Below are 22,942 nucleotides of genomic sequence, written 5' to 3'. Positions count from 1 at the left end.
ATGTATGAAAAAGCTGGAATCAAGAGAAGATATTGAACTTCTCGTTAATTCATTTTACGAAAAAGTAACTCAGGATGAAACGATTGGTTTCTTTTTCAATGATATTGCCAAGGTAAACTGGGATCATCATCTTCCAAAGATGTATTCATTCTGGGAATCTATTCTTTTCGGGCAAATGACTTATAAAGGTAATCCTATGGCGGTTCATTTTCCCATTAACGAAATAGAAGCTATGGAGATGAAACATTTTGAAAAATGGATTGAGCTCTGGAAGAAAACCATTGAAGAGAATTTTGTAGGTGAAAATGCTGATATGGCTATCTATAAAGCCGAAAACATTGCCAAATTAATGGCCTATAAAATGGAAATGGCAAGAAGACTTTAAGGAACGATAACAGTGAAAATATAAGCAGCTAAATTAACAAGAAGCACTGTCCCGTAAAGAATATTTGTCTTTCCTCTGCTTAAAGACAGCATCACAATAAATACCGATAACGAAAGAAGGATAATATCCTTCTTATCCAGACCCAGTACTAGTGGTATATCATACATGATACAAACCATCGCAACAGCCGGAATGGTAAGCCCTATACTCGCTAATGCAGAGCCTAATGCTAAATTCAAACTGGATTGAATCTGATTATTTCTTGCCGCTCTGATCGCTGCTACACCTTCCGGAAGCAATACCACCGCTGCAATGATGACTCCCACTAAAGATTTTGGCGCTCCGAAACTCTGAACCATACTTTCGATGGTGGTAGATAAACCTTTCGCCATCAGAACTACAATTCCCAAACAAACCACCAGAAATACAAAACTGATCAGTGTTTTAGCAAAGGAAGGGATATAAAGCTCTTCCGGATGTTCTTCCGGAATTGTAAAATAATTCCTGTGTCTTACGGTCTGAACCATTAAAAATACACCATAAATAACAAGACACGCAATGGAAACAAAAGTTAACTGGGCCTCATTGTAAAACGGCCCGTTGACACTGGAGGTAAAATTGGGTAATACGAGAGTGAGAACTAGTATGGATACGATACTTACCAGATAAGTAGTTGCTGAGGTTCTGGCGAAGAATTGTTCATAATATTTTACACCTCCCACCAAAATACATATTCCCAAAATTCCGTTGAGAATCAGCATTACAGCAGCAAAAACCGTATCTCGGGCTAGCGTAATGGCCTGATCTCCGCCTGCGACCATCAAGGAAATGATCAATGCCACTTCAATAATAGTAATACAAAGAGCCAGGATGATTGTCCCGAAAGGTTCTCCGACTTTATGGGCCACCACTTCTGCATGATGCACCGCCGACAATACACTCCCGGTAAGCAAAAGCCCTGCTATAATATCATACAAAACTCCACCTCCCATCAATCCGGAAAAGTAATATAGTACTGCCAGAACAGGGATGATATACGTATAATGTAAAAGTTCCTTTAATTTCATAAAGCGTCTACAAAATACAAAAAATCTATTGAATTTGAAATAATAAAAGAAAATATTAATCAAATTTTAATGACACCATAGATGAAAATCCTGAAAATCCGTCAGCATATGAAATAATAATCCGATGCCTATAATTCTGATATTTCCTCTAAAAAACAACATCAAAAAATACACCGCAATAGCATAATAAGAATGGAATATATGAAATCCAATGCTGTTTCGGGAAGGATCAAAAACCGGATTGGCGAACAAGTGATCCAAATCCACCAACATGGTTGCCAGTAAAATGAAATAAACTGTCTTCCAGTTCTCACGATAAAAGGCAAGCGCTATAAAAACCGGAAAAACCAGGTGTAAAAAATAATGGGTACAGGCTTTCCAAAAGAGGCAATCCATTATATCCTGCCTTTTAAGTAGTCCTGTCTCAAATCTTCATCAAGCTTTTCAATCGCATATCTCAGGCATGTTCTCGGCATTTCCTTATAGCAGGTATTAAGATAGTCAATCAGTTCTTTTTCGTTCTTATTTCCCATTTCTCTCAACAGCCAGCCGTTTGCTTTATGCATAAGATCGTGAGGATGCTTCAGGTTATTCGTCACCAACTCTTTCGTCAGTCCGTAAGAGCCTTTTTTTATATAATGCATAGTTCCCACCACGGCTATTCTTTTATGCCACATTTCTTCAGAAGCGGAAAGTGTCCTCAACAAATCCTCTTTCTGATTCTCAAAAGCATATCTGCCAAGAATTTTATAACAGCTTGAATCCACCAGATCCCAATTGTTGATATATTTCAGGTGATTGAGGTAAAAATCTATAATGTTGTTTTTTATGGCAGGATCTTTTGCTTTTTCAAATTTGGAAACCAGCATGAATAAGGCCGTCAATCTATGTTCATGATAAGCTGAAGAAAGCAGTTCACTTAAATCTTCCAACGAAATTTTCGAATAATATTCCTTGGCCACGGAACGTTGATCCGGGACCGTTACTCCAAGAAATAAGTCTCCTTCCCCGTATTCTCCTTTTCCTGTTTTGAAGAACCTTGGAAAAAACTCAGCCTTTTCCGGAATGGATAAAACCGCTAATGCTTCCCGGATTTCCTTAACAATACTCATCTGGTTTTTAATAGATTATTGAACATTATCTAAAGCGATATTCTCCTGCTCCTGCTCTTCTTTGGCAATTTTATTAGGATTAGCAACTTTCGCAATGGTAAGCCCCTGAACAATAATGGAAAATACAACCACACAATAAGTAATACTTAAAATAACCGTACTGTATTCACTTTTAGGAATAGACATCGCCAACGCAATGGAAACGCCGCCTCTTATTCCACCCCAGACAAGAACTTTTACCGTCTGCGGACTGAATCTTGTTTTGAAAGACATGAATTTCGTAGGTCCCCAGATGGAAATGAATCTTGCCAATAAAACTACCACAATAGCAACCAACCCCGGGATCATAAAGTGCTTCAGATCTTTAATCATCAAAAGCTCGAAACCGATGAATAAAAACAATACGGCATTTAGAATTTCGTCGATCAATTCCCAGAACTTGATAAGATAATCCTGAGTCACGGATTTCATTTTAAACTTCACATTAAAATTCCCCATGAACAAACCTGCCGCAACCATTGTTAAAGGTCCTGAAATATGCATTTGCCTTGCAATAAGATATCCTCCCATGACCACAGACAATGTAACCAGAACGGAAATAATATAATCGTCCACTTCCCGCATTAATCTGGAAGTCACCCATCCTAAAATAACACCCAAAAGCAATCCGCCTCCGGCTTCTTTCATTAAGAGTATGATAATGCTTTCTACCCCCAAGTCCACTTCTTTTCCTATCGCCAGCTGCATCACCACGGTGAAAACAACAACAGCCATACCGTCATTAAAAAGAGATTCTCCGGCTACTTTTGTTTCCAGGGCTTTAGAAACATTGGCCTGTTTCAGAATACTTAATACCGCCACAGGATCTGTAGGAGAAATCAATGCTCCAAAAACGAGGCAGTAAATAAACGGCAGCTGAAGTCCCACCAAAGGCAATAAATAATACACTCCAAAAGCAACTACAAATGTAGAGATCACCACTCCCGCCGTGGAAAATATAACCACAGGCCAGAACTGTTCCTTTAAATCATTTATATTGATGTGGATCCCTCCGGCAAATAACAGGAAATTAAGCATTGCCCCCATCAGAACTTCTGTAAAATCAATGCTGCCCATTAATTTATTGAGATGTCCGAAAGTCCTCGGCAAAACCGTTTCACCAAATGAAACCAGAAAAATGGAAACCACAATAGCGATCACCATAATCCCGATGGTACTCGGAAGCTTAAGAAATCTGTAATTAAGATAGGCGAAGATGGATGCTAAAACGATTAAAGCTGAAAATGAATAGTATAACTCCACTGAGGTGTTTTTATATTTTTAAAAATTAAAAATCCAGATAAAGAACTTTGATATAAATGGTATTGTTGTCTTTTTCCCAGATATCAAACATGCCGTCTTTTGCAGGCTTGGAACCTCTGGTATAGTCCTGCCCTATATTTAGCATATTAAGCAGGATGTACTCATCTCCCACAGAGTTGACCTGATATGCTGTTTTCTCAGATTTCCCGTCCCCGGAAGATTTTATGGCGTCTGTTAATAATCTAAGCTGGCTTAAATGATGACTGAAATTGCTTGCGTCCTTCTTATCATCATACGCTCTGAGCAGGATAAGCAACACATCCAGATTGGTAGGATCTTTATCATACAAAATTTTTCCCTGTCTGATGCATTCTTCAAAATTTTTAGCTTTAAATGATTCAGCTAAGCTTTTAAATACATCATCCGAGGTAGAGATTTTATCTTTTCTGAAGTTTCTTCCATAATAAAGATACTGAGCCTCAATACTATCTAAAGATTTAGGGTATCCTTTATACTTGAAGATCAGTTTGTCGTAATGGTAAGGCGACTGTGCATTGGTAAGATTTTTCTCAATGCTTTTAAAATCCAGTTTTGATTTCTGGCTGAACCCAAAAACCGAAAAAAGCAGGAATAAAAGGAAAAAATAGTTTTTCATTAATCGTTGTTTTCTTCTTCGTCGTTGTCGAAGTATTCAAAAAGAAAATCGTTGTAAGGGAATCTTGAAATATGAATCTTCATCACCTCATCATAGATCATTCTTTTCATTTCGGGAAAGTTTTCTTTCGTTAAAGCTGAAATGAAGACCGTCGGATATTTTGATTTGCCCATCCAGGTCTTCTTCCATTCCTCCAAGGAAATATTCTTTCTGGTTGAAGGAGTCAGATCATCTTCGTCTTTTTTCTCATAGCTGAAATCATCAATTTTATTAAAAATCATGATCATCGGCTTTCTATGGGCATCAATTTCCTGTAAAATCTGATTTACCGAATCAATATGATCTTCAAAGCTTTCATGGGAAATATCCACTACATGAATCAATAGATCCGCTTCCCGCACCTCATCCAATGTAGATTTAAATGATTCTACGAGCTGAGTAGGCAGTTTCCTGATGAATCCTACCGTATCGGTTAATAAGAATGGTAAATTTCCGATCACCACTTTTCTCACAGTGGTATCAAGGGTGGCAAATAACTTATTTTCAGCAAAAACCTCAGATTTTGAAAGAGCGTTCATCAATGTAGATTTTCCGACATTGGTGTATCCTACCAAAGCCACACGCACCATTTTTCCTCTGTTATTTCTTTGGGTGGCCATTTGCTTATCAATCGTTTTAAGTTTATCCTTCAATAAGGAAATTCTGTCACGAATGATACGACGGTCAGTCTCAATTTCCGTTTCTCCCGGTCCTCTCATCCCGATACCCCCTCTCTGACGCTCCAAGTGAGTCCACATCCTTGTTAGACGAGGCAGAAGATATTCATATTGTGCCAACTCCACCTGAGTTCTTGCATAAGAAGTTTGTGCCCTTTGCGCAAAAATATCAAGAATAAGATTGGTTCTGTCTAATATTTTAACTTCAAGTTCCCTTTCCAGGTTTTTAAGTTGTGACGGGGAAAGCTCATCGTCAAAAATTACGGTCCCTATTTCATTTTCCTTCACGTAATCTCTGATTTCCTCTGCTTTTCCACTTCCAACAAATGTTCTGGAATCCGGTTGTGATAATTTTTGAGTGAATCTTTTTTCTACTGTTGCTCCCGCCGTGTAAGCCAGGAATTCCAACTCATCCATGTATTCTTTCAGCTTATCCTCATCCTGGTCTTTGGTAATCAATCCTACCAAAACCGCTTTTTCATATTGATGTTCCTTCTTTTCTAACATTAAGTTTTGTCTATGTTTATGAGATTTACAAGATAATATTTTTAAATATAAAAAGCAAAAAAACTTCCAGCATTAACATTTAATTGATATAATCTTAAACCATCAACATTGTTGATTTATAGAATTTTACTATCTTTATGGTGCTTATTTTTCAATTTTAATCCATTATTATTGAAAGCTATATAAAAACTAATATTCCAGCGGATCATGATTACTAATATTAGATGTATGATTATTGATGATGATGAACTGGACAGACTGGTTCTTCACCATCATCTTAAACAATATGAGAATATTGAAATTGTTGCGTCTTTTAATTCGGCAGAAAAAGCCATACCCTATCTTGACCTGCCCATAGACCTTTTATTCCTTGATATTGATTTACCCGGAATGAGCGGAATGGAATTCAGAAAGCTTGCCCATAAGATCCCGGCGTGCATTTTTATAAGCTCTCATCCGGAGTATGCCATAGAAACTTTCGAGCTTGACACTCTGGATTTTATCCCGAAACCCTTAAAAACGGACCGTTTCCATCATTCCATGCAGCGGCTTTTCGATTTTTTTGAAACAAAGGAAAAATGTGACTGCTTTGATGCCTTAATAGGCGAAAACAGTATCAAAATAAAGGAAGGCGGAAATATTTCACAGGTTAAGATCACAGATATTCTTTATCTCGAAGCGTTGAAAGATTACACCCGGATTATAACCCAGGAAAAAAAACATTGCATTCTGGATTCTCTTGGCAATATTCTCCATAAAAGCCATTTCGATTCTTTTGTACGGATACACCGGAGCTATGCGGTTCCCCGCCATCTCATCAGAAGTAAAAACAACCATGAGGTAGAGCTCGTAGAAAACATTAAACTCCCTATTGGAAGGGCTTACAAGGGCAATCTTTCATTTTTTGAACCTTAAGACATCTTTTATCGACTGTCGTTGGTCGATTTTTTTGGTCGTTTATCTATTTTAAAAATATCGGGTTTTATTATATGGTAATTTAGTGTCCCTAAATACTTACAAAACTATTTAATAACCATAAAAATAAAACCTGATATGAAAATCAAATTTACTCACCTTATTTTTCTTTGGCTATTAGCGACTTCAGGACTACTAAAATCACAAATGGCGGTTTTAGCATCCGGAGGCAATGCCACAGGAGTCGGCTCAAGCTCCTACAGTGTAGGACAGATTGCCTATCTTCACAAAGGCAGTAATACGGAAGTAATGGAAGGAGTACAGACCGCCTTTGAAGTGACGACCCTTTCTACAAATGAATCCGGCAGTCCGGAAAACGGTATCTTACTTTATCCCAATCCTTTTAAGGATTTTCTTTATTTAGATTTCACATCAAATAGTTATCGGGATTCAAAATATCAATTATTCGATGCTCAGGGAAAACTGATCAGGTATGATAAGGTTACCCAATCAAAATCCGAACTTAATTTTTCTGATCTTCCTTCCGCTATGTATATCATTAAGATAACACAGAAAGGCAAAGACATCAAAACATTTAAAATCATAAAAAAATAAACGACCATGAAAAAATTTTTATTTACGATAGGGATTGTGCTCGGTGTCTTTCTGGCTTCAGCTCAGGTTCCTGAAAAAATGAGTTATCAGGCAGTGATCCGAAATAATTCGGGGCAACTGGTGCCTAATCAGAGTATCGCTGTAAAAGTCAGCATTTTGCAAGGTTCTCCTGCGGGAGCAGCAGTATATTCGGAAAGACTTACAGGAAATACCAATGCAAACGGTCTTGTAAGCCTTGAAATAGGTTCAGGAACAGTACTTACGGGTACATTCAATACCATCGACTGGACTACAGGAAGCTATTATTTAAAAACAGAGACCGATCCTGCGGGCGGTACTAATTATATTATTGCAGGAACCAGTCAGCTACTTAGTGTTCCTTATGCCATGTATGCTAAATCAGCAGGTGGCGGCGGTGGTGGATTCACGCTTCCATACACCAATTCTCTGAACAATCCTGCTACGCTTTTTTCACTTACCAATAATGGCGACGGCACTTCTTTGGAAGGAACTAATGCGACTACAACGTCAAACATCGCCGCCATCAGAGGTATCGTAAGTAGTGCAACACCCGGTGGTTTTTCTTCAGGAGTCCGCGGGATCAATAATGGCACCGGAGGCCTTGGTGTGGGTGTATACGGAAGCCAGGCAGGAAGCGGATGGGGAGTTTACGGAGTTACTCCTGACGGATTAGGGGTTTACGGAAATGCAAGTGCCAATGGATATGGTGTATATGCAAACAGCAATACCGGAACGGGGCTAAATGCAACCAGTAATAATGGTATTCCGGCCAATTTTTCAATTTATAATAATGCCAACAACAATAATGTTATCGTCGCCAATTCAGTAGGGAATGGAACAGTAGTGAATGTCACTACAACTGGAAACGGAGCCGGTGTACGAAGCTCAACAGCAGCAGGCTTCGGATTGCACGGTATCACAAGTGCGTTAACTTCTGCCGGTGTTGTGGGAGATAATAACGGAGGAGGCGAAGCTGTGGTAGGCCGAACTACCAGTGATATCGCGGGTTCTGTGGTAGGAAGAAACGATGGGGGCGGATATGGAGTAAGAGGCTTTGTTGCTACCAGTGCTGCCGGCACCGGGATAGGTGTTTTAGGACAAATCGGGCTTAACAACAGTACAGGACGTGCAGGACGTTTTGAAAATCTTAATACCACCAACCTGAAAAATGCTTTAGAGGTAGAAACCAACGGAAACGGAAACATTCCTGACAATACTCAAGGAAATGCGGCATCCTTCCTGGTAAACAATACGAATAGTGTCGCAGCTGCGGTAAGAGCAGAAGTAAAAACCATTTTCGGAAACTTTGGTGCTGCGGCTATTTTTGGGACCTCATCAGGCACCGGAGGCTTTGCCGGTCTCTTCCATGCTTCAAACGTATCCGGAAACGGTCCGGCGTTAGTAGCCATAACAGATGGTAACGGAAATGCAATTACCGCCAACGCCAGTAAAGACGGAAATGGTGTAGAAGCCAATATTGACGGAGCAGGAAATGCACTGTACGCATGGGTCCCTACTTTTGCTACAGGACGTGCAGGAAGATTTAACATTTTCAATGAATCCAACACAAGTGATGTTATTACTGTAACCACTGTAGGAAACGGAATCGCAGGGAACTTCAAGGTTGACAAAGTTACCGGAACAAAAGCTGCCGTAAGAGGGGAAGTAAATTCTCAATTCGCCAATTTCGGGACTGCCGGAATTTATGGGATATCTTCAGGGACTGGAGGTTATGCAGGTTTATTTCACGCCAGCAACCCGGCAGGTAACGGCCCTGCATTGATCGCTATTGCAGATGGAAACGGAAATGGGATTACAGCCAATGCTTCAAATACCGGAGATGGAATAGAGACAACGGCCGACGGAACAGGAAATGCCATTTATGCGTGGGTTCCTAATTTTGGTAACGGACGTGCAGCCAGGTTTGCCAATTTCAATACGACCAATACGAATCCTCCGCTTACTGTGGAAACACATAGTAACGGATCAATAGCCGTATTCAAATCCGGAAATCCGGGAACCGTAAATGTGGCCCGTATCAATTCTGCAGGAAGAGGATTCTTTAATGACGGAACCCAAAACAGTGGTGCAGACGTAGCAGAGGTATTTGACGTGGAGGGCAATATTTCTGAATATGAAACCGGAGATATTCTGGTGATTTCAACGGATTCCGACAGAACGGTAGAAAAATCTTCTGAACCCTATTCTACTCTTGTAGCAGGAGTATATGCCACCAAGCCGGGAGTACTGCTTACGGAAGAACATATTGATGCTGACATTTCCGATAAAGTCCCTATGGGAGTTATCGGGGTTATCCCCACAAAGGTTTGCCTTGAAGGCGGCAGCATCAAAAGAGGAGATATGCTGGTGACATCATCAAAACCCGGAGTAGCCATGAAGGCCGATCTGAAAAAAGTAAAAGTAGGTCAGGTAATAGGAAAAGCCCTTCAGGATTATAATCAAAATGAGACCGGAAAAATAAAAGTTTTAGTAAACATTAAATAAGATACCATGAAATCATTATATATTATCCCCTTTTTGGCATTAAGTATAAGCATGTATGCCCAGGAGAGAACAACATCGGAGCAGATTGAAGACCAGGAGCAGATTGTAAAACAGGCTAAAGAACGCCAACTGCAATTATTGAAAAGTCTTGAGGAAAATGCACCTCCTAAGCAAGCTCCTAATACATTAGTTTCAGAGCAGGGACTTAAAGCCAATACCCAGGAAAGCAAATCGCAGCCCAGCATCAGTACAAGCAATACATCAGGAAAGCTATTGCCCAGCACTGCAAGCTTCGAAGAAATGCTGTCAACAATTCCCAACAGGCAAAAAACACGTAAAGTATCCGCTGATTCTAGGAACACAAACAACAATGTGGCCGGTCTTCCCAATACCGCAACATTAGAAGAAATTAAAAGGACAATACCTAAAAACTAATACCTGATTCAACGGGAGAAAAGTCCGCCAATTGGCGGACTTTTTATTTTTAAACGGATGACTAATCCCAGTCGGCAGCTACAAATTTCATTATATTCCCGTTTTCGCCGGATAATGTAAGGAAATGTCCTTCTACAGAATATCTGGTGATCTTATCAAAACTTTCTGTAAAAGCTGTCTCCAAATCCATATTCTGGCAAGCCATCATGGTACTCCTTACTCCGGAAATTTTTACCTTTCCATTATTTTTAAATTCGGAAGTAAAGAACATTTTATTACATCCCATAAAGGCTCCGCCATGGATCTTACCTTCCCTTTTCTGGTCCGTAAGATTAATTCCTACTTTATTTTCAACAAGTTGTTCTTTGGTAAAATCTTTAAAAGAAATCAACATCCACTCTCTTTGAATATGAGGGTTTTTAACCTGCGCCGGTGAACAGCCTCCCATTATTCCCACTATAATCAATGGAAAAAAAAGAATTATTATTTTTTTCATATCCAGCCTTATCCCATTTTCATACCATTTCTAAGCAGAATATCGTAAAAATTAGTAAATTAGCGACACAAAAATTTAATTTATAAAAATGAAAAGAATATTTCTACTATTCACTTTCTTATTGAGTTTTGCTCAAATGAGAGCAGATGAAGGGATGTGGCTTTTAATGCTCATCAAAAGACTTAATGGTGTTGATATGCAAAAGGAAGGTTTGCACCTGACTCCGGAAGAAATTTATTCGGTTAACAATTCAAGCTTAAAAGATGCGATTGTAAGCTTTGGAGGTTTTTGTACAGGAGAAATTGTTTCAGACAAAGGTCTTATTTTCACCAACCATCACTGTGGTTATGGAGCTGTAGCTGCTGCTTCTACTCCTGAAAAAGATTATCTGAAGAATGGATTCTGGGCTATGAAACAAAAGGACGAGTTCAATGCAAAGGATCTATATGTAAGATTTTTAGTTAGAATGGATGATGTTACACAAAGAATCAATTCTAAGCTAAATAACAATATGACCGGCGAACAGAGAAAAGCTGTGATTGATGCTGAAACAAAAGCGATTCAGACAGAAAACTCTGAAAACGGAAAATATACTGTTGTGGTAAGAGACTTCTTCAACGGTAATGAGTTCTATTATTTCGTTTACCAGGACTATAAAGATATCAGATTGGTAGGTGCTCCACCATCCTCGTTAGGGAAATTCGGTGGTGATACAGATAACTGGGAATGGCCAAGACATACTGCAGACTTTACCGTTTTCAGAGTGTATGCAGATGCTGCCGGAAACCCAGCGGAATATTCTCCAAGCAATGTTCCTTTAAAACCTAAGCATTTCTTACCTGTTTCTCTTAAAGGAATCAAGCCTGGTGATTTTTCAATGATCTTAGGGTATCCTGGAAGAACAAACCGTTACCTTACTTCTTACGGTATTCAGCAAATGGTTGGTAAAGATTATCCGGCATGGGTAGAGGCCTCTAAATTAGCCATGGATGTGATGAAGAAGTATATGGATAAAGATAAAGCGACTCAGCTTAACTATGCTTCTCAATATGCATCTGTTGCCAACTACTGGAAAAACAGACAAGGAACCATTGATGCAGTGGCCAAAAACGAAACGATTGTTGATAAGCAAAATATTGAAAAAATCTTCAGACAATGGTCTTCACAACCCGGAAACCTGGAGTATGACGGGGTGTTGGAAAACATTTCATCCTATTACAAGCAGGTTTCGGACAGAAATGTTGAAAGAAACTATATGACTCAACTTTCAAGAAATTCGAAATATCTTAGTATTGCTTACCAATTAGGATCTGTTCTTAAGGCTTATGCTGAACAGGATATGCAGGGAAGACTTGCCATGAAGCCTAAGGTGGATGCTGCTGTGAAAAATGTTTATGAAAACTTCAACACGCAGCTGGAAGGAGAAATGTTAAACTCAATGGTTAATCTTTACCAGACAAAAGTAAACAAAGAAGTTGCCTCTCCTACATTAATGGCATTGGATGCTAAAAATTTATCTACAGTAGCATTCTCTTCAATCTTCGCTAATAAAACTTCTGTTACCAACTTTATTCTAAACCCGGATCGTCTAAAGCTTGATGCTGATCCTCTTTTGAAAATCTCTAACGGATTAGCTACAGATCAAAGATTATCTGCTGAAAAGTATGCTAAAGTAGATGATAACTTTGCTAAAAACAGCCGTTTATTCCTAGCTGGTTTAATGAAAGCTATGCCTGAGAAAAAATTCTATCCGGATGCTAATTCTACCATGAGATTGACATACGGAACGGTTGACAGATTGCCTGTAAGAACTGACAGAAACTACCACGGTGTTACGGACAACTATTATACTGATATGACAGGTCTTGTAAACAAATACAAAAAAGGTGACGAAGAATTCGATCTTCCACAAAGAGTAATTGATCTTTACAACCTGAAAGATTTCGGACAGTATGCAGATGCTGCTGGTTATATGCCTGTTAACTTCCTTTCTAACAATGATATTACAGGGGGTAACTCCGGGTCGCCGGTAATTGACGGAGACGGAAACCTTATCGGTATCGCTTTCGATGGAAACAGCGAAGCTTTAAGTGGAGATATCGTTTTCGAACCTGAATGGCAAAAAACAATCAATGTTGACGTTCGTTTCGTTCTTTGGGTAATTGACAAATATGCAGGGGCAAGAAGATTAGTAGATGAATTAAAGCTTGTAAGAGGTGAAAATACTCCTCCTGATACAAAAACTAAAAATTCAGGGACTACAGCAGAGCCTAAGAAAACTAAAAAGAAAAAATAATCCTCCTTATATTATTTTGAAAACCGTGAAATAACTTCACGGTTTTTTTATTTTTGAAAAAAAATAATTTAATACCATGAAATCTGAAGCAATACAATTTTCAGGAATTATCATGCAAAACGGCAATATGAATGCTGCGTTTGTAGAATTTCCATTTTCTACAGAACAGTTATTTGGTAAAAAAGGACAGGTAAAAATCAAAGCTATATTTGATGATAGGGTTGAATATCGCGGCAGTCTGGCCAAAATGAAATCGGATTGTCATATTCTAGGCTTAACCCAGGAAATCAGGAAACAGCTCGGAAAAACTTTTGGAGATGAGATTTCAGTAAGTATTATTGAAGATAAAGAAGAAAGAACTGTAGACATTGCAGATGATATTGCTGTGGTTTTAAAAGAAAACCCGAAGGCAAAAGAATTGTTTGATGCAATGAGCTATACCCATAGGAAAGAATATATCCGCTGGATTGAGGAGGCTAAAAAATCGGAAACCAGGGAAAACAGAAAAGTGAAAATGATCCAGATGATTCTGGGTGGAAAGAAAGGGATATAAGGGATATAAAGACTATTATAATGTTAAATGACACAAATAATCATATTTGTGTCATTTATGAGCTTTAATTTTTCAATCGGCAAATTAATACGACTTACTTATTAAATACTTTTATAGAGTCTGTGTTTTTATTGTATCGGGACCGCCGAAATGATGTTTTCTCCCCAGTTTGAACCTCCCAAACGATCTAAATAGACTGAAGAACCGGGGTTACCTATCACTTCTGAATTTCCGACGATCAGCCAGTATGTTTTATCTGTCAATGATTGATTATTGATGATAAGCTGTCCATTTGCAATATTATATTTTAAAGCACCGGCGATAACAGACCCTTGTAGCATTCCACTGATTTTATCAGCCGTCCCTACTATATCCTGGCTTTTATTAGCCATAAATTGTGAGTCTGAAAAAGTTGATCTGAACCAGATATAGTCATCACCATCCAAAACTGCCCCCTGATTATTGACGGATAATATATTTACCGTTACAAGCCATTTTCCCGGAGGAAGCACTATTTTTGATCCTGTCTGGTAATAATTAAGATCAAATATAAAAGGTAAATTATACCCGTTACCCATTGTTCCTACTACCAGTTCCAGGCTCTGTCTTTTCCATAAGCCAATACCATTATCATCCGAAGTAAGCACCTTATTTTTTCCTTGCAGACCATCAAGGATCTTAATCCCTGCAACAGGCGTACTCACTGTTCCATCGGTTGATATATCCAGTCTTACTGACGGAGAAATTGTTCCGATTCCTACATTGCCTATATTGGTCACAATAAAATCATCTTTTGCCTGAGCTACAGAAGGAATTCCGGACAGAGAATTGTTTTTACCTCCATCTACATGAAAGGTATTTTGGGGGTTGGGAGTATTAATTCCTACTTGGGAAAGGGCAGATGCGCTGATCAAAATAAAAGAAGCACCAAAGTGTTTTAAGAATATCATGTGTTTTATTTTTATTATTAATTCGATTTTTAAACCGGACAAAAATAAAACGTCCCTGATCTCCTCACAATGAACAAATGTTAATAAATTTGCCTCTTTATTCTGCTAAGAGCCTGTGGAGTAATCCCCAAATAAGATGCTATATATTTCTGCGGAATCTCTTTGATCAGAATGGGATTTTCCTTAAAGAGATTCTCATATCTTTCTTTTGCGGAGTATTTTAGAAATGAATACAGTCGTTGGGATCTTTCAAGAAATAGAGCCTGATGCGCAATTCTTCCAATGCGCTCAGCGGATTCTGTTCTTTTATAAATATCCTGCAGATCATCATACGTAAACCTGTAAAGTACCACATCAGACAATGCTTCTACGCCATAGACAGAAGGTGTTCTGGTTATAAAGGATTCATCTGCACAGGCAAACTTTTTCTCAAACATAAAATCATAGGTGATATCATTTTCCTTTTCATAATCGGTGGGTATAAAAAACCGAAGCACTCCTTTAGACAAAAAAGAAAGCATATTTTCCTGACCTCCTGCTTCAAGGATGATTTCTTTCTTCCTGAACCTCTCTTCATACATTTTAGAAGCGATTATCTCCCAATCGCTGTACGTAATATCAAAATTAGCTTGTAAATATGCATACACTTCTTCCATGCTGTTATCGTGAAAATGGTTGCCTTAAAATTAAAAATATTCTTCCATGGAGGAATATTAATTATATTCTATATTATACATTCCAAAAATCTCTTCCAGACTTCTGTACTGCATAGTTTTGTAAATAGGGTAGATATCAGAATTTCGTTTGATGTCATATTATTAAATAACGATTCAGGGCAACTTCGTTGCCCTGAATCGTTTTCAAAAAGATAAATATTAAGAAATAGGAATTCCTAAGTATCTAAGATAAGAATCCAGCAAATTTTTATCAAACACCGGCTCCTCAATTCCTGATCCTTCAAGGAATTTAATCACGTTTGAACAGTCCCAGATGTAAGTATTCTGGTAAAGCTCTACGGTAGATAACCCTTCATGCATATTATCTTTAAACAAACTTGTTAATGGATATAACCGATTTTTGCTGTCATTTTCCCACTGCCCTCTCCAATCTTTATAGGTAAGACCTTTCAAAGTAAACGGATAATATTTTTTAATTAAACCAAAGAAATCTTCTAAAGTGAGATTGGTCTCAGGTTTTGCAATCAGATTGAATTTTTTTCCAATTGCATCTTTATTTTTTGTGATATAAGCCATTGATTTGGTCATATAGTCAACTGTAATTAATCCTTCTCTGAGTTCCGTCAACACAGGGTAGGATTTAAATTCAATACAATTCTTAACCAACCCTGACCACCATTGATACGGTGCACTAGCTCCTGTTTTACTGTGACACATGGCATAGCCAAGACGATAAGTAATCAGCGGCAATCCTTCTTTCGTTGCAAGATCTGCGATGGCCTCCATCACATATTTGCTTCTTACATATCCGATATCTTTACTTACTGAAATAATATTTTGCTCAATATCATCACTTTCCAGCATTACGGTTTTACCTGTAAAAATGTGCCCCCAACTGTACACAGAGATTGTTGATAATAAAGCCAGGCATTTTATTTTTTTTGTTCCGGCAAGACGGATGATTTCCCTTAACCCCTCTACATTGGGTGCTTTCATATAAGAATAGGGTTCAATAAAATTTACAGAGCTTCCCGAATGATAAATAAGATCAATTTTTTCCGCTAGTAAATTAAATGTATCCTCAGAAAAGCCTAATGATGGAACTGACAGATCGCCTATTACAGGGATAATTCTCGATACTTGTTCAGCCTTTCTGGGAATATGAAACTGTTGAAAACATTTGTCAATTTTTCCTAAGGCGTGAAATTCATCCTGCGCTCTTACCAGGCAATAGATATCAGCGTTAGTTGTATCCAAAAGCTCCTGTAACAAATGAATTCCGACAAATCCGGTAACGCCTGTCAAAAATATGGACTCCGGATTTTCTAATTGTCGAGGATCAAAAGTCCCCTCAAAGACAGTTCCCGGGTTGAGATAAACATCATTTTGAAGTTCAACATAGGGTTCCACATCTTCTACCGGGATCATTTCTCTTTCTTCATTAGCCCTTGCAATAAGAACATTAGCAAAATCCCTCAATACCGGATACTGATAAACATCCCGGATATAAACTTTTATTCCGAGCTTTTCCTCCAATGCTACTGCAGCAATCGCAACCAGAAGTGAGTTTCCACCGATATCAAAAAAATTATCCGTGATATTGATTACAGGACGTTCCAATTCTTCAGCCCAAATATCTGCGATAATCCTTTCCGTTTCATTCGTTGGAGGCTCATGAGAAACAAGATCCTTCGCTTCTTTATCAGCAATTTCCTTCAAGAAGCTGGTATCTGTCTTGCCATTTGCCGTCAATGGAATTTTATCCAGGAAAATAATTTGGGCAGGGATCATGTAACCTGGTAATTCTTCTTTTAATTGATTCCTGATGAATGAAATGTCTTTCTGAGCGCCATCCCGCAACACCATAAAAGCAACAAGGTATTTATTCCCGCCATGATTATCTTTTGTAATAACAGACGCTTCCTTTACATTATCCAATTGTGTAAGGGTCCGCTCAATTTCGTTCAGTTCAATGCGGAATCCACGAATTTTCACCTGATTATCTATTCTTCCTAAAAATTCAATATCTCCATCCGAAGACCATCTTGCCAAATCTCCTGTACGATATATTTTTTCTTTCTCTTTAAATGGATTGGAAACGAATTTAGTATTCGTTAATTCCTCATTATTAAGGTATCCTTTGGCCAATAAATTTCCCCCAATATACAATTCTCCGGTTGCTCCTACAGGTAAAAGCTCCAATTGCTCTCCTAAAATATAAGCCTGTGCATTTGCTATAGGTTTTCCAATGGAAGATACATATTGTCCATTCATATCTTTGACTTTTTTGAATGTAGCATACACCGTACATTCGGTAGGACCATAATAATCAATAAGCTCGTAACTTAACTCTGAAGTGAGTACCGGTTTAAGCTTTTCTCCTCCCGTAAACAGATATTTTAAATCTAAATCCTGATAACTCTTTGTTTTCTCAACCACCGCAGGAGCAAGAACAGTAGGCACAAAACCGTGTGTAATCTTATTTTTCCGATAATAGTTTACTAATGCCGAAGCTTCCGTTCGTTCTTCATTATCTGCAATAAAAATGCTTGCTCCGGAGGTAAGCGCCGCCCAAGTTTCCCAAACAGAAATGTCAAAAGCCAAGCCTGCAACAAGGCTTAGTTTCGAAGTATGATCAACATGGAAATAATGGTTATGCCAGGTGGTCAAATGCTGGATGCTGTGATGTGAGACCATCACTCCTTTAGGATTTCCTGTAGAGCCAGAGGTATAAATGGTATAAGCTAATGCTTCCTGATGAATCGTGATATGTATAGGACTTGATGACTGACCTGAAATATCTTTAATTTCATCGAAAATAAAAACTTCTGTATTTTCATTTTCAGGTAAGAGTGCAGCCAATAAGCTATTGGTAATCAGAACCTTCGCAGAAGTATCCGAAAGGATGAATTCTACTCTTTTGGCGGGGTAAGCAGGATCTACCGGAACATAAGCCGCTCCCGTTTTAATAATACCAAGTATTGCTATTACCCATTCCAATGAACGATCAAGCCATACAGTTACATACATTCCTTCTTTTACCCCTTTAGTTAAAAGGGCGTTTGCAATTTGATTACTCCTTTCGTCCAGCTCCCGATAACTGATCTGCTGATCCTGAAAAACCGCCGCTATATTTTCAGGGAATAGGCTTACTTGCTTTTTGAAAAGAGAAACCAGGGTCTCTTCTTCCGGATAATCCCAATTTGTCTGGTTGAAGTTGTTTAAAAGTTTCTCTCTGTCTTCATAAGATAAAGGGACAATGGTGTCACTTAAAAGTACCTGTGTTGTTAATGTGTTTGACATGTTAATAGAGTGTTTTGGTTAAAAGATATTTTGATTAGTCTTTGATTAGTATAATATTTTGATATAAGGATTTTAAGAAATCCTTTTATATGATAAAAAAATTCTCCACGGAGAGATCATGGGCATAGAAGATCCGCCCTGTTTAATTATTGGCATATTTTAAATTCGATTTTGTAATTGTTGGGTAAGTAAAAATGAAACTATATATAAATTACAATTATAAAAAGCATCCCATTTTTATTAGCAAAAGGCATACATTTTATTTTCAATCATGAATAATAAATTTCAATTATTTTTCAAATATTTATTATCGTAATTATATATGTTTAAATATTTGATATCCAAATTTAATATAATAATTTTAATTAGCAATTAAAATTTTGTTAATTTATCTCCAACAAGAGAATTAATTTTTCTAAAGCCTATGTGATTTCGTTCAAACCCGTTATAGTAAGAATACATTTATTTCCGCTAAAATTGTAATATCAAATACTCCAAAAGTCCCGGTCCAGGCTTCTATATTGTAAAAATGAAAGGGAAAACAATTCAAGTGATTTTTTAAATAAAAAAAGGAGCTTAGATATTAAGCTCCTTATAAAATTCCGTTATTTAGTAAGTGTCATATGTACAGGTAATAAATGTAATGCCTGTATTATTTGCGGTAGTATCAGAATTAAAATTGGTGGTAATAATATTTCCATTAATTTCTGTTATTTTAAAGAAAATAGTACCAGAAGTAGAAGTAATATAAAATAAATGTCCTATGGATAAATTTTCTTTTGCTCCACTTGTAATTATAAATTGTTTTGATCCCGCCGTTGTATTAACTGTAAATCCTGACAGCGTATTATAAATTCCCGACTTTTTAATGACAGAAGTCTGAAATGTTGAGAAATTATAAAATGTTTCACCCGTATTAAAATTAAACCCGGTCATATTAATCGGCTCATTTGTTGTTGCATAAGTTTCAGAAGGGGTTTCAAGAAACTTAACTTTTTCTACTTTTCCGATATCTGAAGTATTTAACATTACCTTGAGTCTTGCTGAAGGATATGTTCTCTGAATGATCCCTACATATTTTGCTTCCGGAATAAAAGTCATGCTATTTGTAAAATCATTATTGGCTTCAGCCCCTATCCTTATTTTTTTTATTGCGGGTGTTGGTGATGATGTATATATGCTATAGTCTTGTGGTCTATAATCAATAAGTGCTATCTGTGCATTCAACAGAGTAATATCATTGATTATATTTCTGTTTTCATCAAACAATACAAATTCGGAATATCTATGCCATCTCACCCATAATCTTACATTGGGATCATTTATTTTAAAAACCTGGCAAAAATCATTCGGGTAATAGGCATCCGGAAACAGACCTGTTCTTTCATTAAAAGGTTCTAAATTTTTCACATAAGTAAAATCGTTGTTATTTTTCTTAAAGTCTCTGCTCAGGTCTACATTTAATAATACAATATCTCTTTTGTCTACGTATCTTATTCCATTTTCATCTGTAAAATCTTTTACTGAATTGTACTGTCCCGATTCATAGCTGAATTCTGACCCTCTATGAAAAACGCCTATTCTTTTATCATTTACCCTCTCTATTCGTGGTTCAACAATTGAGATTCCTCTACAATCAGCCGATGAAAAGTCGAAGCAAAGTGTTTCTCTCAATTCCAGATTGCTTTGATCTTCAATTTTCCCTTCAAACGCCTGATTCAAAAACAGCCAGGAATTACACCCTTTTGAAATTCCGTCTTTTTCAAATTTTATAAATGTTCTTTTCCTTCCTGCTGCGAATGTACTCATATTTATCGCATTGCTGGACGTACTAAAATCACCCCCTATAACCCGGTTTGAATTAGCCCAACCATCATTTTTATTTCTGATTACAAAAGAATCGAGATTGGCCAAAAGAGTGTTTAACTTAATTTCATTCCATGCAAAGCCAGGGTATAAATTACCAGATATGTTAGCTTCACAGACAATACCTTTGGTAAAAAAGGAAGCCCCTATAATAAATTTTGACCTTATTGCCCCTTGAAGTAAAATTCCTATAAATTCATCTGAAGTAAAATCTGCATATGGATAAGCGGCTACATTTGTCGATATAATATTTTTGTAACTGTTTTGAAAAACTAAAACGGCTTTATCTGCAGTACCCCTGTAAAAGATCTTATTTACTAAAAAGTTTACCGGTTTTTCAAATAAAATTTTTTCTGATATTTTATATCCGACAGGGCTGTTTCCAACAATAGTTACCGACTGTCTTTCTTGTGAAGCCGTTTCTTGTCCGTCAAGAGGGTTAACTGATACAAATTCCGGAAGATTGTTAACAAATTTTGCGGCTTTTAAAAATGCTTCCGTATCATCTGTTCTTGAATCCCCTTTTGCCCCGAAAAGTTCAATATTAATTGGCTTTCCTGCTAAAAAACTTGTAAGTGCATAAAAATCATTTCCTCTTTTCCTATAAATAATACTATCATCAATATTGGCCCCATTATTAGTAATACCACTATATATATCATTAAGGGTATCAGGGTCATTAACTTCATGATACCATTTTGTAACTTTAGCATAGTTTACATTTTCTAAAGTATCATTGTCTACTAACTGCACCAAATCATCATTCGGGTCTGAATTGGGTGCGAAAAAATCATTTGTAAAAGTCATCTTTATTTTTTTATTTGGTTAATAATCAAGACTAAGCTAACAGCTTGTTGTCTTTTTTTTGTAAAAATAATTCTCTGATACGACAAAACTTGACGTAATATTTTACATTTTATAAAGAATGAGAATGCCCGGTTATTAATCAATTTTAAATATTCCAGAACCCTCTGTCCAGACTTCTATACTGTATGGCTTCAGAAATGTGATGTGATAAAATATTTTCGGATTCTTCCAGATCGGCAATTGTTCTTGCTACTTTTAAGATTCTGTCATAGGCCCTTGCGGAAAGGTTTAGTCTTTCCATCGCTAACTTTATTAAGCTGAAAGATACCTCATCTAACTGACAAAATTTTTCAATTTCTTTAGGACCTATTTGTGCGTTATAGCTGATTCTTAAATCTTTATACCGTTCATGCTGAATCTCGCGTGCAATCAAAACTCTTTGTCTGATATTTTCACTTTTTTCCCCTTTTCTTTTTTCGGCCAGCTGCTCGAATTCTACTTTTTGCACCTCAATATGGATGTCAATACGATCTAAAAGAGGTCCTGAAAGTTTGTTCATATATTTCTGCATTTCAAAGGCAGAAGAGGTATTGTTCGGGTCATCAGGAAAGAATCCGCTCGGACTGGGATTCATAGAGGCAACCAGCATAAAGCTTGCGGGATAATTCACCGTAAACCTTGCTCTTGAAATGGTAACTTCCCGATCTTCCAAGGGTTGCCGCATCACTTCCAATACCGCTCTTTTAAATTCCGGCATTTCATCAAGGAACAAAACACCGTTATGGGCCAGAGAAATTTCTCCCGGCTGAGGGTAACTTCCACCTCCGACGAGTGCTACATCAGAAATCGTATGATGTGGCGATCTGAAAGGCCTTACAGTCATCAGAGAAGTTTCAGCTCCTATTTTTCCGGCTACGGAGTGTATTTTTGTAGTTTCCAAAGCTTCCTTTAGGGTAAGAGGCGGCAAGATACCAGGAATCCTTTTAGCCAGCATTGTTTTTCCGCTTCCCGGAGGTCCTATCAGAATAATGTTATGCCCTCCTGCTGCTGCAACCTCCATGGCTCTTTTGGCTGTTTCCTGCCCTTTCACGTCAGAAAAGTCAAAGGGAAACTGATTAATCTTTTCCTGAAATTCTTTGGCAACATCTATAGTTTCTCTTGAAATAGGCTTTCCATCATTAAAAAACTCAATTACTTCTCTGATATTTTCCACGCCATATACTTCAAGATCGCTTACAACAGCAGCTTCACGAGTATTTTGCCTGGGAAGGATAATTCCTTTAAATCCTTCTTCGCGAGCTTGGATGGCAATAGGAAGTGCCCCTTTTATAGGTTGAAGACTTCCATCCAGAGACAATTCGCCCATGATGATGTAATGACGAATATTTTCGGCAATGATCTGATCTGAAGCAGCCAAAATACCAATAGCAATACTGAGGTCATAAGCAGACCCTTCTTTTCTGAGATCTGCGGGAGCCATATTAATAGTAATTTTCTTTCCGGGAATTTTGTAACCGACATTTTTTAGTGCTGCCGAGATTCTGTAACTGCTTTCTTTAATGGCGTTATCAGGAAGTCCCACCAAATGATAGCCTACTCCTCCTGTATCTACATTAACCTCAATAATAATCGTCTGAGCAGCAACTCCGTGAATTGCACTTCCATAAATTTTTACCAGCATATTTTGTGTTTTATGTAAATGTAATATTTTTTATAAAAACCTGGATGCCAATCCAATTAGGCAATGATTAAAAATCAG

Annotated in this window: 19 protein-coding genes; 7 read left to right on the top strand and 12 right to left on the bottom strand. The window is 37.5% G+C overall.

Annotation, left to right across the window (positions count from 1 at the left end; all coding sequences use genetic code 11):
- The first annotated feature begins 4 nt into the window (after positions 1 to 4).
- Positions 5 to 385 carry a group III truncated hemoglobin gene (locus tag ACGHIN_RS00975; RefSeq protein ID WP_390450146.1) on the top strand — a complete coding sequence of 127 codons (381 nt, stop codon included), beginning with the start codon at positions 5 to 7 and terminating at the stop codon, positions 383 to 385.
- On the opposite strand, the gene ACGHIN_RS00970 is transcribed toward ACGHIN_RS00975, so the two are convergent.
- From ACGHIN_RS00970 to hflX, 6 genes are all read right to left on the bottom strand, one after another.
- Positions 382 to 1,452, bottom strand: coding sequence for a calcium:cation antiporter (locus ACGHIN_RS00970; RefSeq protein ID WP_390450145.1), 1,071 nt, complete (start codon positions 1,450 to 1,452; stop codon positions 382 to 384). The two genes, ACGHIN_RS00975 and ACGHIN_RS00970, sit on opposite strands and share 4 nt — an antisense overlap.
- A gap of 66 nt (positions 1,453 to 1,518) precedes the next feature.
- The gene (locus tag ACGHIN_RS00965) at positions 1,519 to 1,848 is read right to left on the bottom strand and encodes a DUF6122 family protein (RefSeq protein WP_390450144.1); all 330 of its coding nucleotides are present in this window, start codon (positions 1,846 to 1,848) and stop codon (positions 1,519 to 1,521) included.
- On the bottom strand, positions 1,848 to 2,564 hold the full coding sequence (locus tag ACGHIN_RS00960) for a DNA alkylation repair protein (RefSeq protein WP_390450143.1): 717 nt from the start codon (positions 2,562 to 2,564) through the stop codon (positions 1,848 to 1,850). Before ACGHIN_RS00960 ends, ACGHIN_RS00965 begins: the two co-directional genes overlap by 1 nt.
- A 15-nt stretch (positions 2,565 to 2,579) precedes the next feature.
- Entirely contained in the window at positions 2,580 to 3,866 is a 1,287-nt protein-coding gene (locus ACGHIN_RS00955; RefSeq protein ID WP_390450142.1) for a cation:proton antiporter, read from the bottom strand.
- A gap of 25 nt (positions 3,867 to 3,891) precedes the next feature.
- Entirely contained in the window at positions 3,892 to 4,521 is a 630-nt protein-coding gene (locus tag ACGHIN_RS00950) for a DUF4919 domain-containing protein (protein WP_390450141.1), read from the bottom strand.
- Positions 4,521 to 5,744 (bottom strand): GTPase HflX, encoded by a 1,224-nt coding sequence (gene hflX, locus ACGHIN_RS00945; RefSeq protein WP_390450140.1) that lies wholly within the window; start codon positions 5,742 to 5,744, stop codon positions 4,521 to 4,523. Before hflX ends, ACGHIN_RS00950 begins: the two co-directional genes overlap by 1 nt.
- 207 nt (positions 5,745 to 5,951) lie before the next feature.
- Between hflX and ACGHIN_RS00940 the strand changes: the two genes are divergently transcribed.
- The 4 genes from ACGHIN_RS00940 (at position 5,952) to ACGHIN_RS00925 (ending at position 10,235) form a co-directional block, all read left to right on the top strand.
- Positions 5,952 to 6,659 carry a LytR/AlgR family response regulator transcription factor gene (locus ACGHIN_RS00940; protein WP_390450139.1) on the top strand — a complete coding sequence of 236 codons (708 nt, stop codon included), beginning with the start codon at positions 5,952 to 5,954 and terminating at the stop codon, positions 6,657 to 6,659.
- A gap of 138 nt (positions 6,660 to 6,797) precedes the next feature.
- Positions 6,798 to 7,274: a T9SS type A sorting domain-containing protein gene (locus tag ACGHIN_RS00935; protein ID WP_390450138.1), complete on the top strand. Its 477-nt coding sequence runs from the start codon at positions 6,798 to 6,800 to the stop codon at positions 7,272 to 7,274.
- A gap of 6 nt (positions 7,275 to 7,280) precedes the next feature.
- Complete coding sequence (locus ACGHIN_RS00930) at positions 7,281 to 9,800, top strand: beta strand repeat-containing protein (protein WP_390450137.1); 2,520 nt, start codon at positions 7,281 to 7,283, stop codon at positions 9,798 to 9,800.
- Positions 9,801 to 9,806: 6 nt separating this feature from the next.
- Positions 9,807 to 10,235 (top strand): hypothetical protein, encoded by a 429-nt coding sequence (locus ACGHIN_RS00925; RefSeq protein WP_390450136.1) that lies wholly within the window; start codon positions 9,807 to 9,809, stop codon positions 10,233 to 10,235.
- 61 nt (positions 10,236 to 10,296) lie between these two features.
- On the opposite strand, the gene ACGHIN_RS00920 is transcribed toward ACGHIN_RS00925, so the two are convergent.
- A complete protein-coding gene (locus ACGHIN_RS00920) occupies positions 10,297 to 10,731 on the bottom strand; it encodes an META domain-containing protein (protein ID WP_390450135.1) in 435 nt (144 codons plus the stop codon).
- Between the two features lie 88 nt (positions 10,732 to 10,819).
- Here ACGHIN_RS00920 and ACGHIN_RS00915 point away from each other — a divergent pair, with 88 nt between their 5' ends.
- Both ACGHIN_RS00915 and ACGHIN_RS00910 read left to right on the top strand, forming a co-directional pair.
- On the top strand, positions 10,820 to 13,027 hold the full coding sequence (locus ACGHIN_RS00915; RefSeq protein WP_390450134.1) for a S46 family peptidase: 2,208 nt from the start codon (positions 10,820 to 10,822) through the stop codon (positions 13,025 to 13,027).
- 76 nt (positions 13,028 to 13,103) lie between these two features.
- The gene (locus ACGHIN_RS00910; protein ID WP_390450133.1) at positions 13,104 to 13,580 is read left to right on the top strand and encodes a YdeI/OmpD-associated family protein; all 477 of its coding nucleotides are present in this window, start codon (positions 13,104 to 13,106) and stop codon (positions 13,578 to 13,580) included.
- 128 nt (positions 13,581 to 13,708) lie between these two features.
- Here the strand turns inward: ACGHIN_RS00910 and ACGHIN_RS00905 are convergent, their stop codons facing one another.
- The 5 genes from ACGHIN_RS00905 to ACGHIN_RS00885 form a co-directional block, all read right to left on the bottom strand.
- On the bottom strand, positions 13,709 to 14,530 hold the full coding sequence (locus ACGHIN_RS00905) for a hypothetical protein (RefSeq protein ID WP_390450132.1): 822 nt from the start codon (positions 14,528 to 14,530) through the stop codon (positions 13,709 to 13,711).
- A gap of 80 nt (positions 14,531 to 14,610) precedes the next feature.
- Entirely contained in the window at positions 14,611 to 15,186 is a 576-nt protein-coding gene (locus ACGHIN_RS00900) for a Crp/Fnr family transcriptional regulator (protein WP_390450131.1), read from the bottom strand.
- 219 nt (positions 15,187 to 15,405) lie between these two features.
- Complete coding sequence (locus tag ACGHIN_RS00895) at positions 15,406 to 18,510, bottom strand: non-ribosomal peptide synthetase family protein (protein ID WP_390450130.1); 3,105 nt, start codon at positions 18,508 to 18,510, stop codon at positions 15,406 to 15,408.
- 609 nt (positions 18,511 to 19,119) lie between these two features.
- Positions 19,120 to 21,183: a hypothetical protein gene (locus ACGHIN_RS00890; protein ID WP_390450129.1), complete on the bottom strand. Its 2,064-nt coding sequence runs from the start codon at positions 21,181 to 21,183 to the stop codon at positions 19,120 to 19,122.
- Between the two features lie 145 nt (positions 21,184 to 21,328).
- Positions 21,329 to 22,864, bottom strand: a complete 1,536-nt coding sequence (locus tag ACGHIN_RS00885) for a YifB family Mg chelatase-like AAA ATPase (protein ID WP_390450128.1) — start codon at positions 22,862 to 22,864, stop codon at positions 21,329 to 21,331.
- Between the last annotated feature and the right edge of the window lie 78 nt (positions 22,865 to 22,942).

It is taken from the genome of Chryseobacterium barbadense (assembly GCF_042849955.1).
Lineage (GTDB): Bacteria > Bacteroidota > Bacteroidia > Flavobacteriales > Weeksellaceae > Chryseobacterium.
The sequence above is the reverse complement of the archived record's forward strand: the minus strand, read 5'-3'. Positions and strand labels throughout refer to the sequence as shown.

Bases quoted from the DNA above. Each gene is read 5' to 3' on its own strand.
- ACGHIN_RS00975 (WP_390450146.1), top strand. From the start codon at position 5: ATGAAAAAGCTGGAATCAAGAGAAGATATTGAACTTCTCGTTAATTCA.
- ACGHIN_RS00970 (WP_390450145.1), bottom strand. From the start codon at position 1,452: ATGAAATTAAAGGAACTTTTACATTATACGTATATCATCCCTGTTCTG.
- ACGHIN_RS00965 (WP_390450144.1), bottom strand. From the start codon at position 1,848: ATGGATTGCCTCTTTTGGAAAGCCTGTACCCATTATTTTTTACACCTG.
- ACGHIN_RS00960 (WP_390450143.1), bottom strand. From the start codon at position 2,564: ATGAGTATTGTTAAGGAAATCCGGGAAGCATTAGCGGTTTTATCCATT.
- ACGHIN_RS00950 (WP_390450141.1), bottom strand. From the start codon at position 4,521: ATGAAAAACTATTTTTTCCTTTTATTCCTGCTTTTTTCGGTTTTTGGG.
- hflX (WP_390450140.1), bottom strand. From the start codon at position 5,744: ATGTTAGAAAAGAAGGAACATCAATATGAAAAAGCGGTTTTGGTAGGA.
- ACGHIN_RS00940 (WP_390450139.1), top strand. From the start codon at position 5,952: ATGATTACTAATATTAGATGTATGATTATTGATGATGATGAACTGGAC.
- ACGHIN_RS00935 (WP_390450138.1), top strand. From the start codon at position 6,798: ATGAAAATCAAATTTACTCACCTTATTTTTCTTTGGCTATTAGCGACT.
- ACGHIN_RS00930 (WP_390450137.1), top strand. From the start codon at position 7,281: ATGAAAAAATTTTTATTTACGATAGGGATTGTGCTCGGTGTCTTTCTG.
- ACGHIN_RS00925 (WP_390450136.1), top strand. From the start codon at position 9,807: ATGAAATCATTATATATTATCCCCTTTTTGGCATTAAGTATAAGCATG.
- ACGHIN_RS00920 (WP_390450135.1), bottom strand. From the start codon at position 10,731: ATGAAAAAAATAATAATTCTTTTTTTTCCATTGATTATAGTGGGAATA.
- ACGHIN_RS00915 (WP_390450134.1), top strand. From the start codon at position 10,820: ATGAAAAGAATATTTCTACTATTCACTTTCTTATTGAGTTTTGCTCAA.
- ACGHIN_RS00910 (WP_390450133.1), top strand. From the start codon at position 13,104: ATGAAATCTGAAGCAATACAATTTTCAGGAATTATCATGCAAAACGGC.
- ACGHIN_RS00905 (WP_390450132.1), bottom strand. From the start codon at position 14,530: ATGATATTCTTAAAACACTTTGGTGCTTCTTTTATTTTGATCAGCGCA.
- ACGHIN_RS00900 (WP_390450131.1), bottom strand. From the start codon at position 15,186: ATGGAAGAAGTGTATGCATATTTACAAGCTAATTTTGATATTACGTAC.
- ACGHIN_RS00895 (WP_390450130.1), bottom strand. From the start codon at position 18,510: ATGTCAAACACATTAACAACACAGGTACTTTTAAGTGACACCATTGTC.
- ACGHIN_RS00890 (WP_390450129.1), bottom strand. From the start codon at position 21,183: ATGACTTTTACAAATGATTTTTTCGCACCCAATTCAGACCCGAATGAT.
- ACGHIN_RS00885 (WP_390450128.1), bottom strand. From the start codon at position 22,864: ATGCTGGTAAAAATTTATGGAAGTGCAATTCACGGAGTTGCTGCTCAG.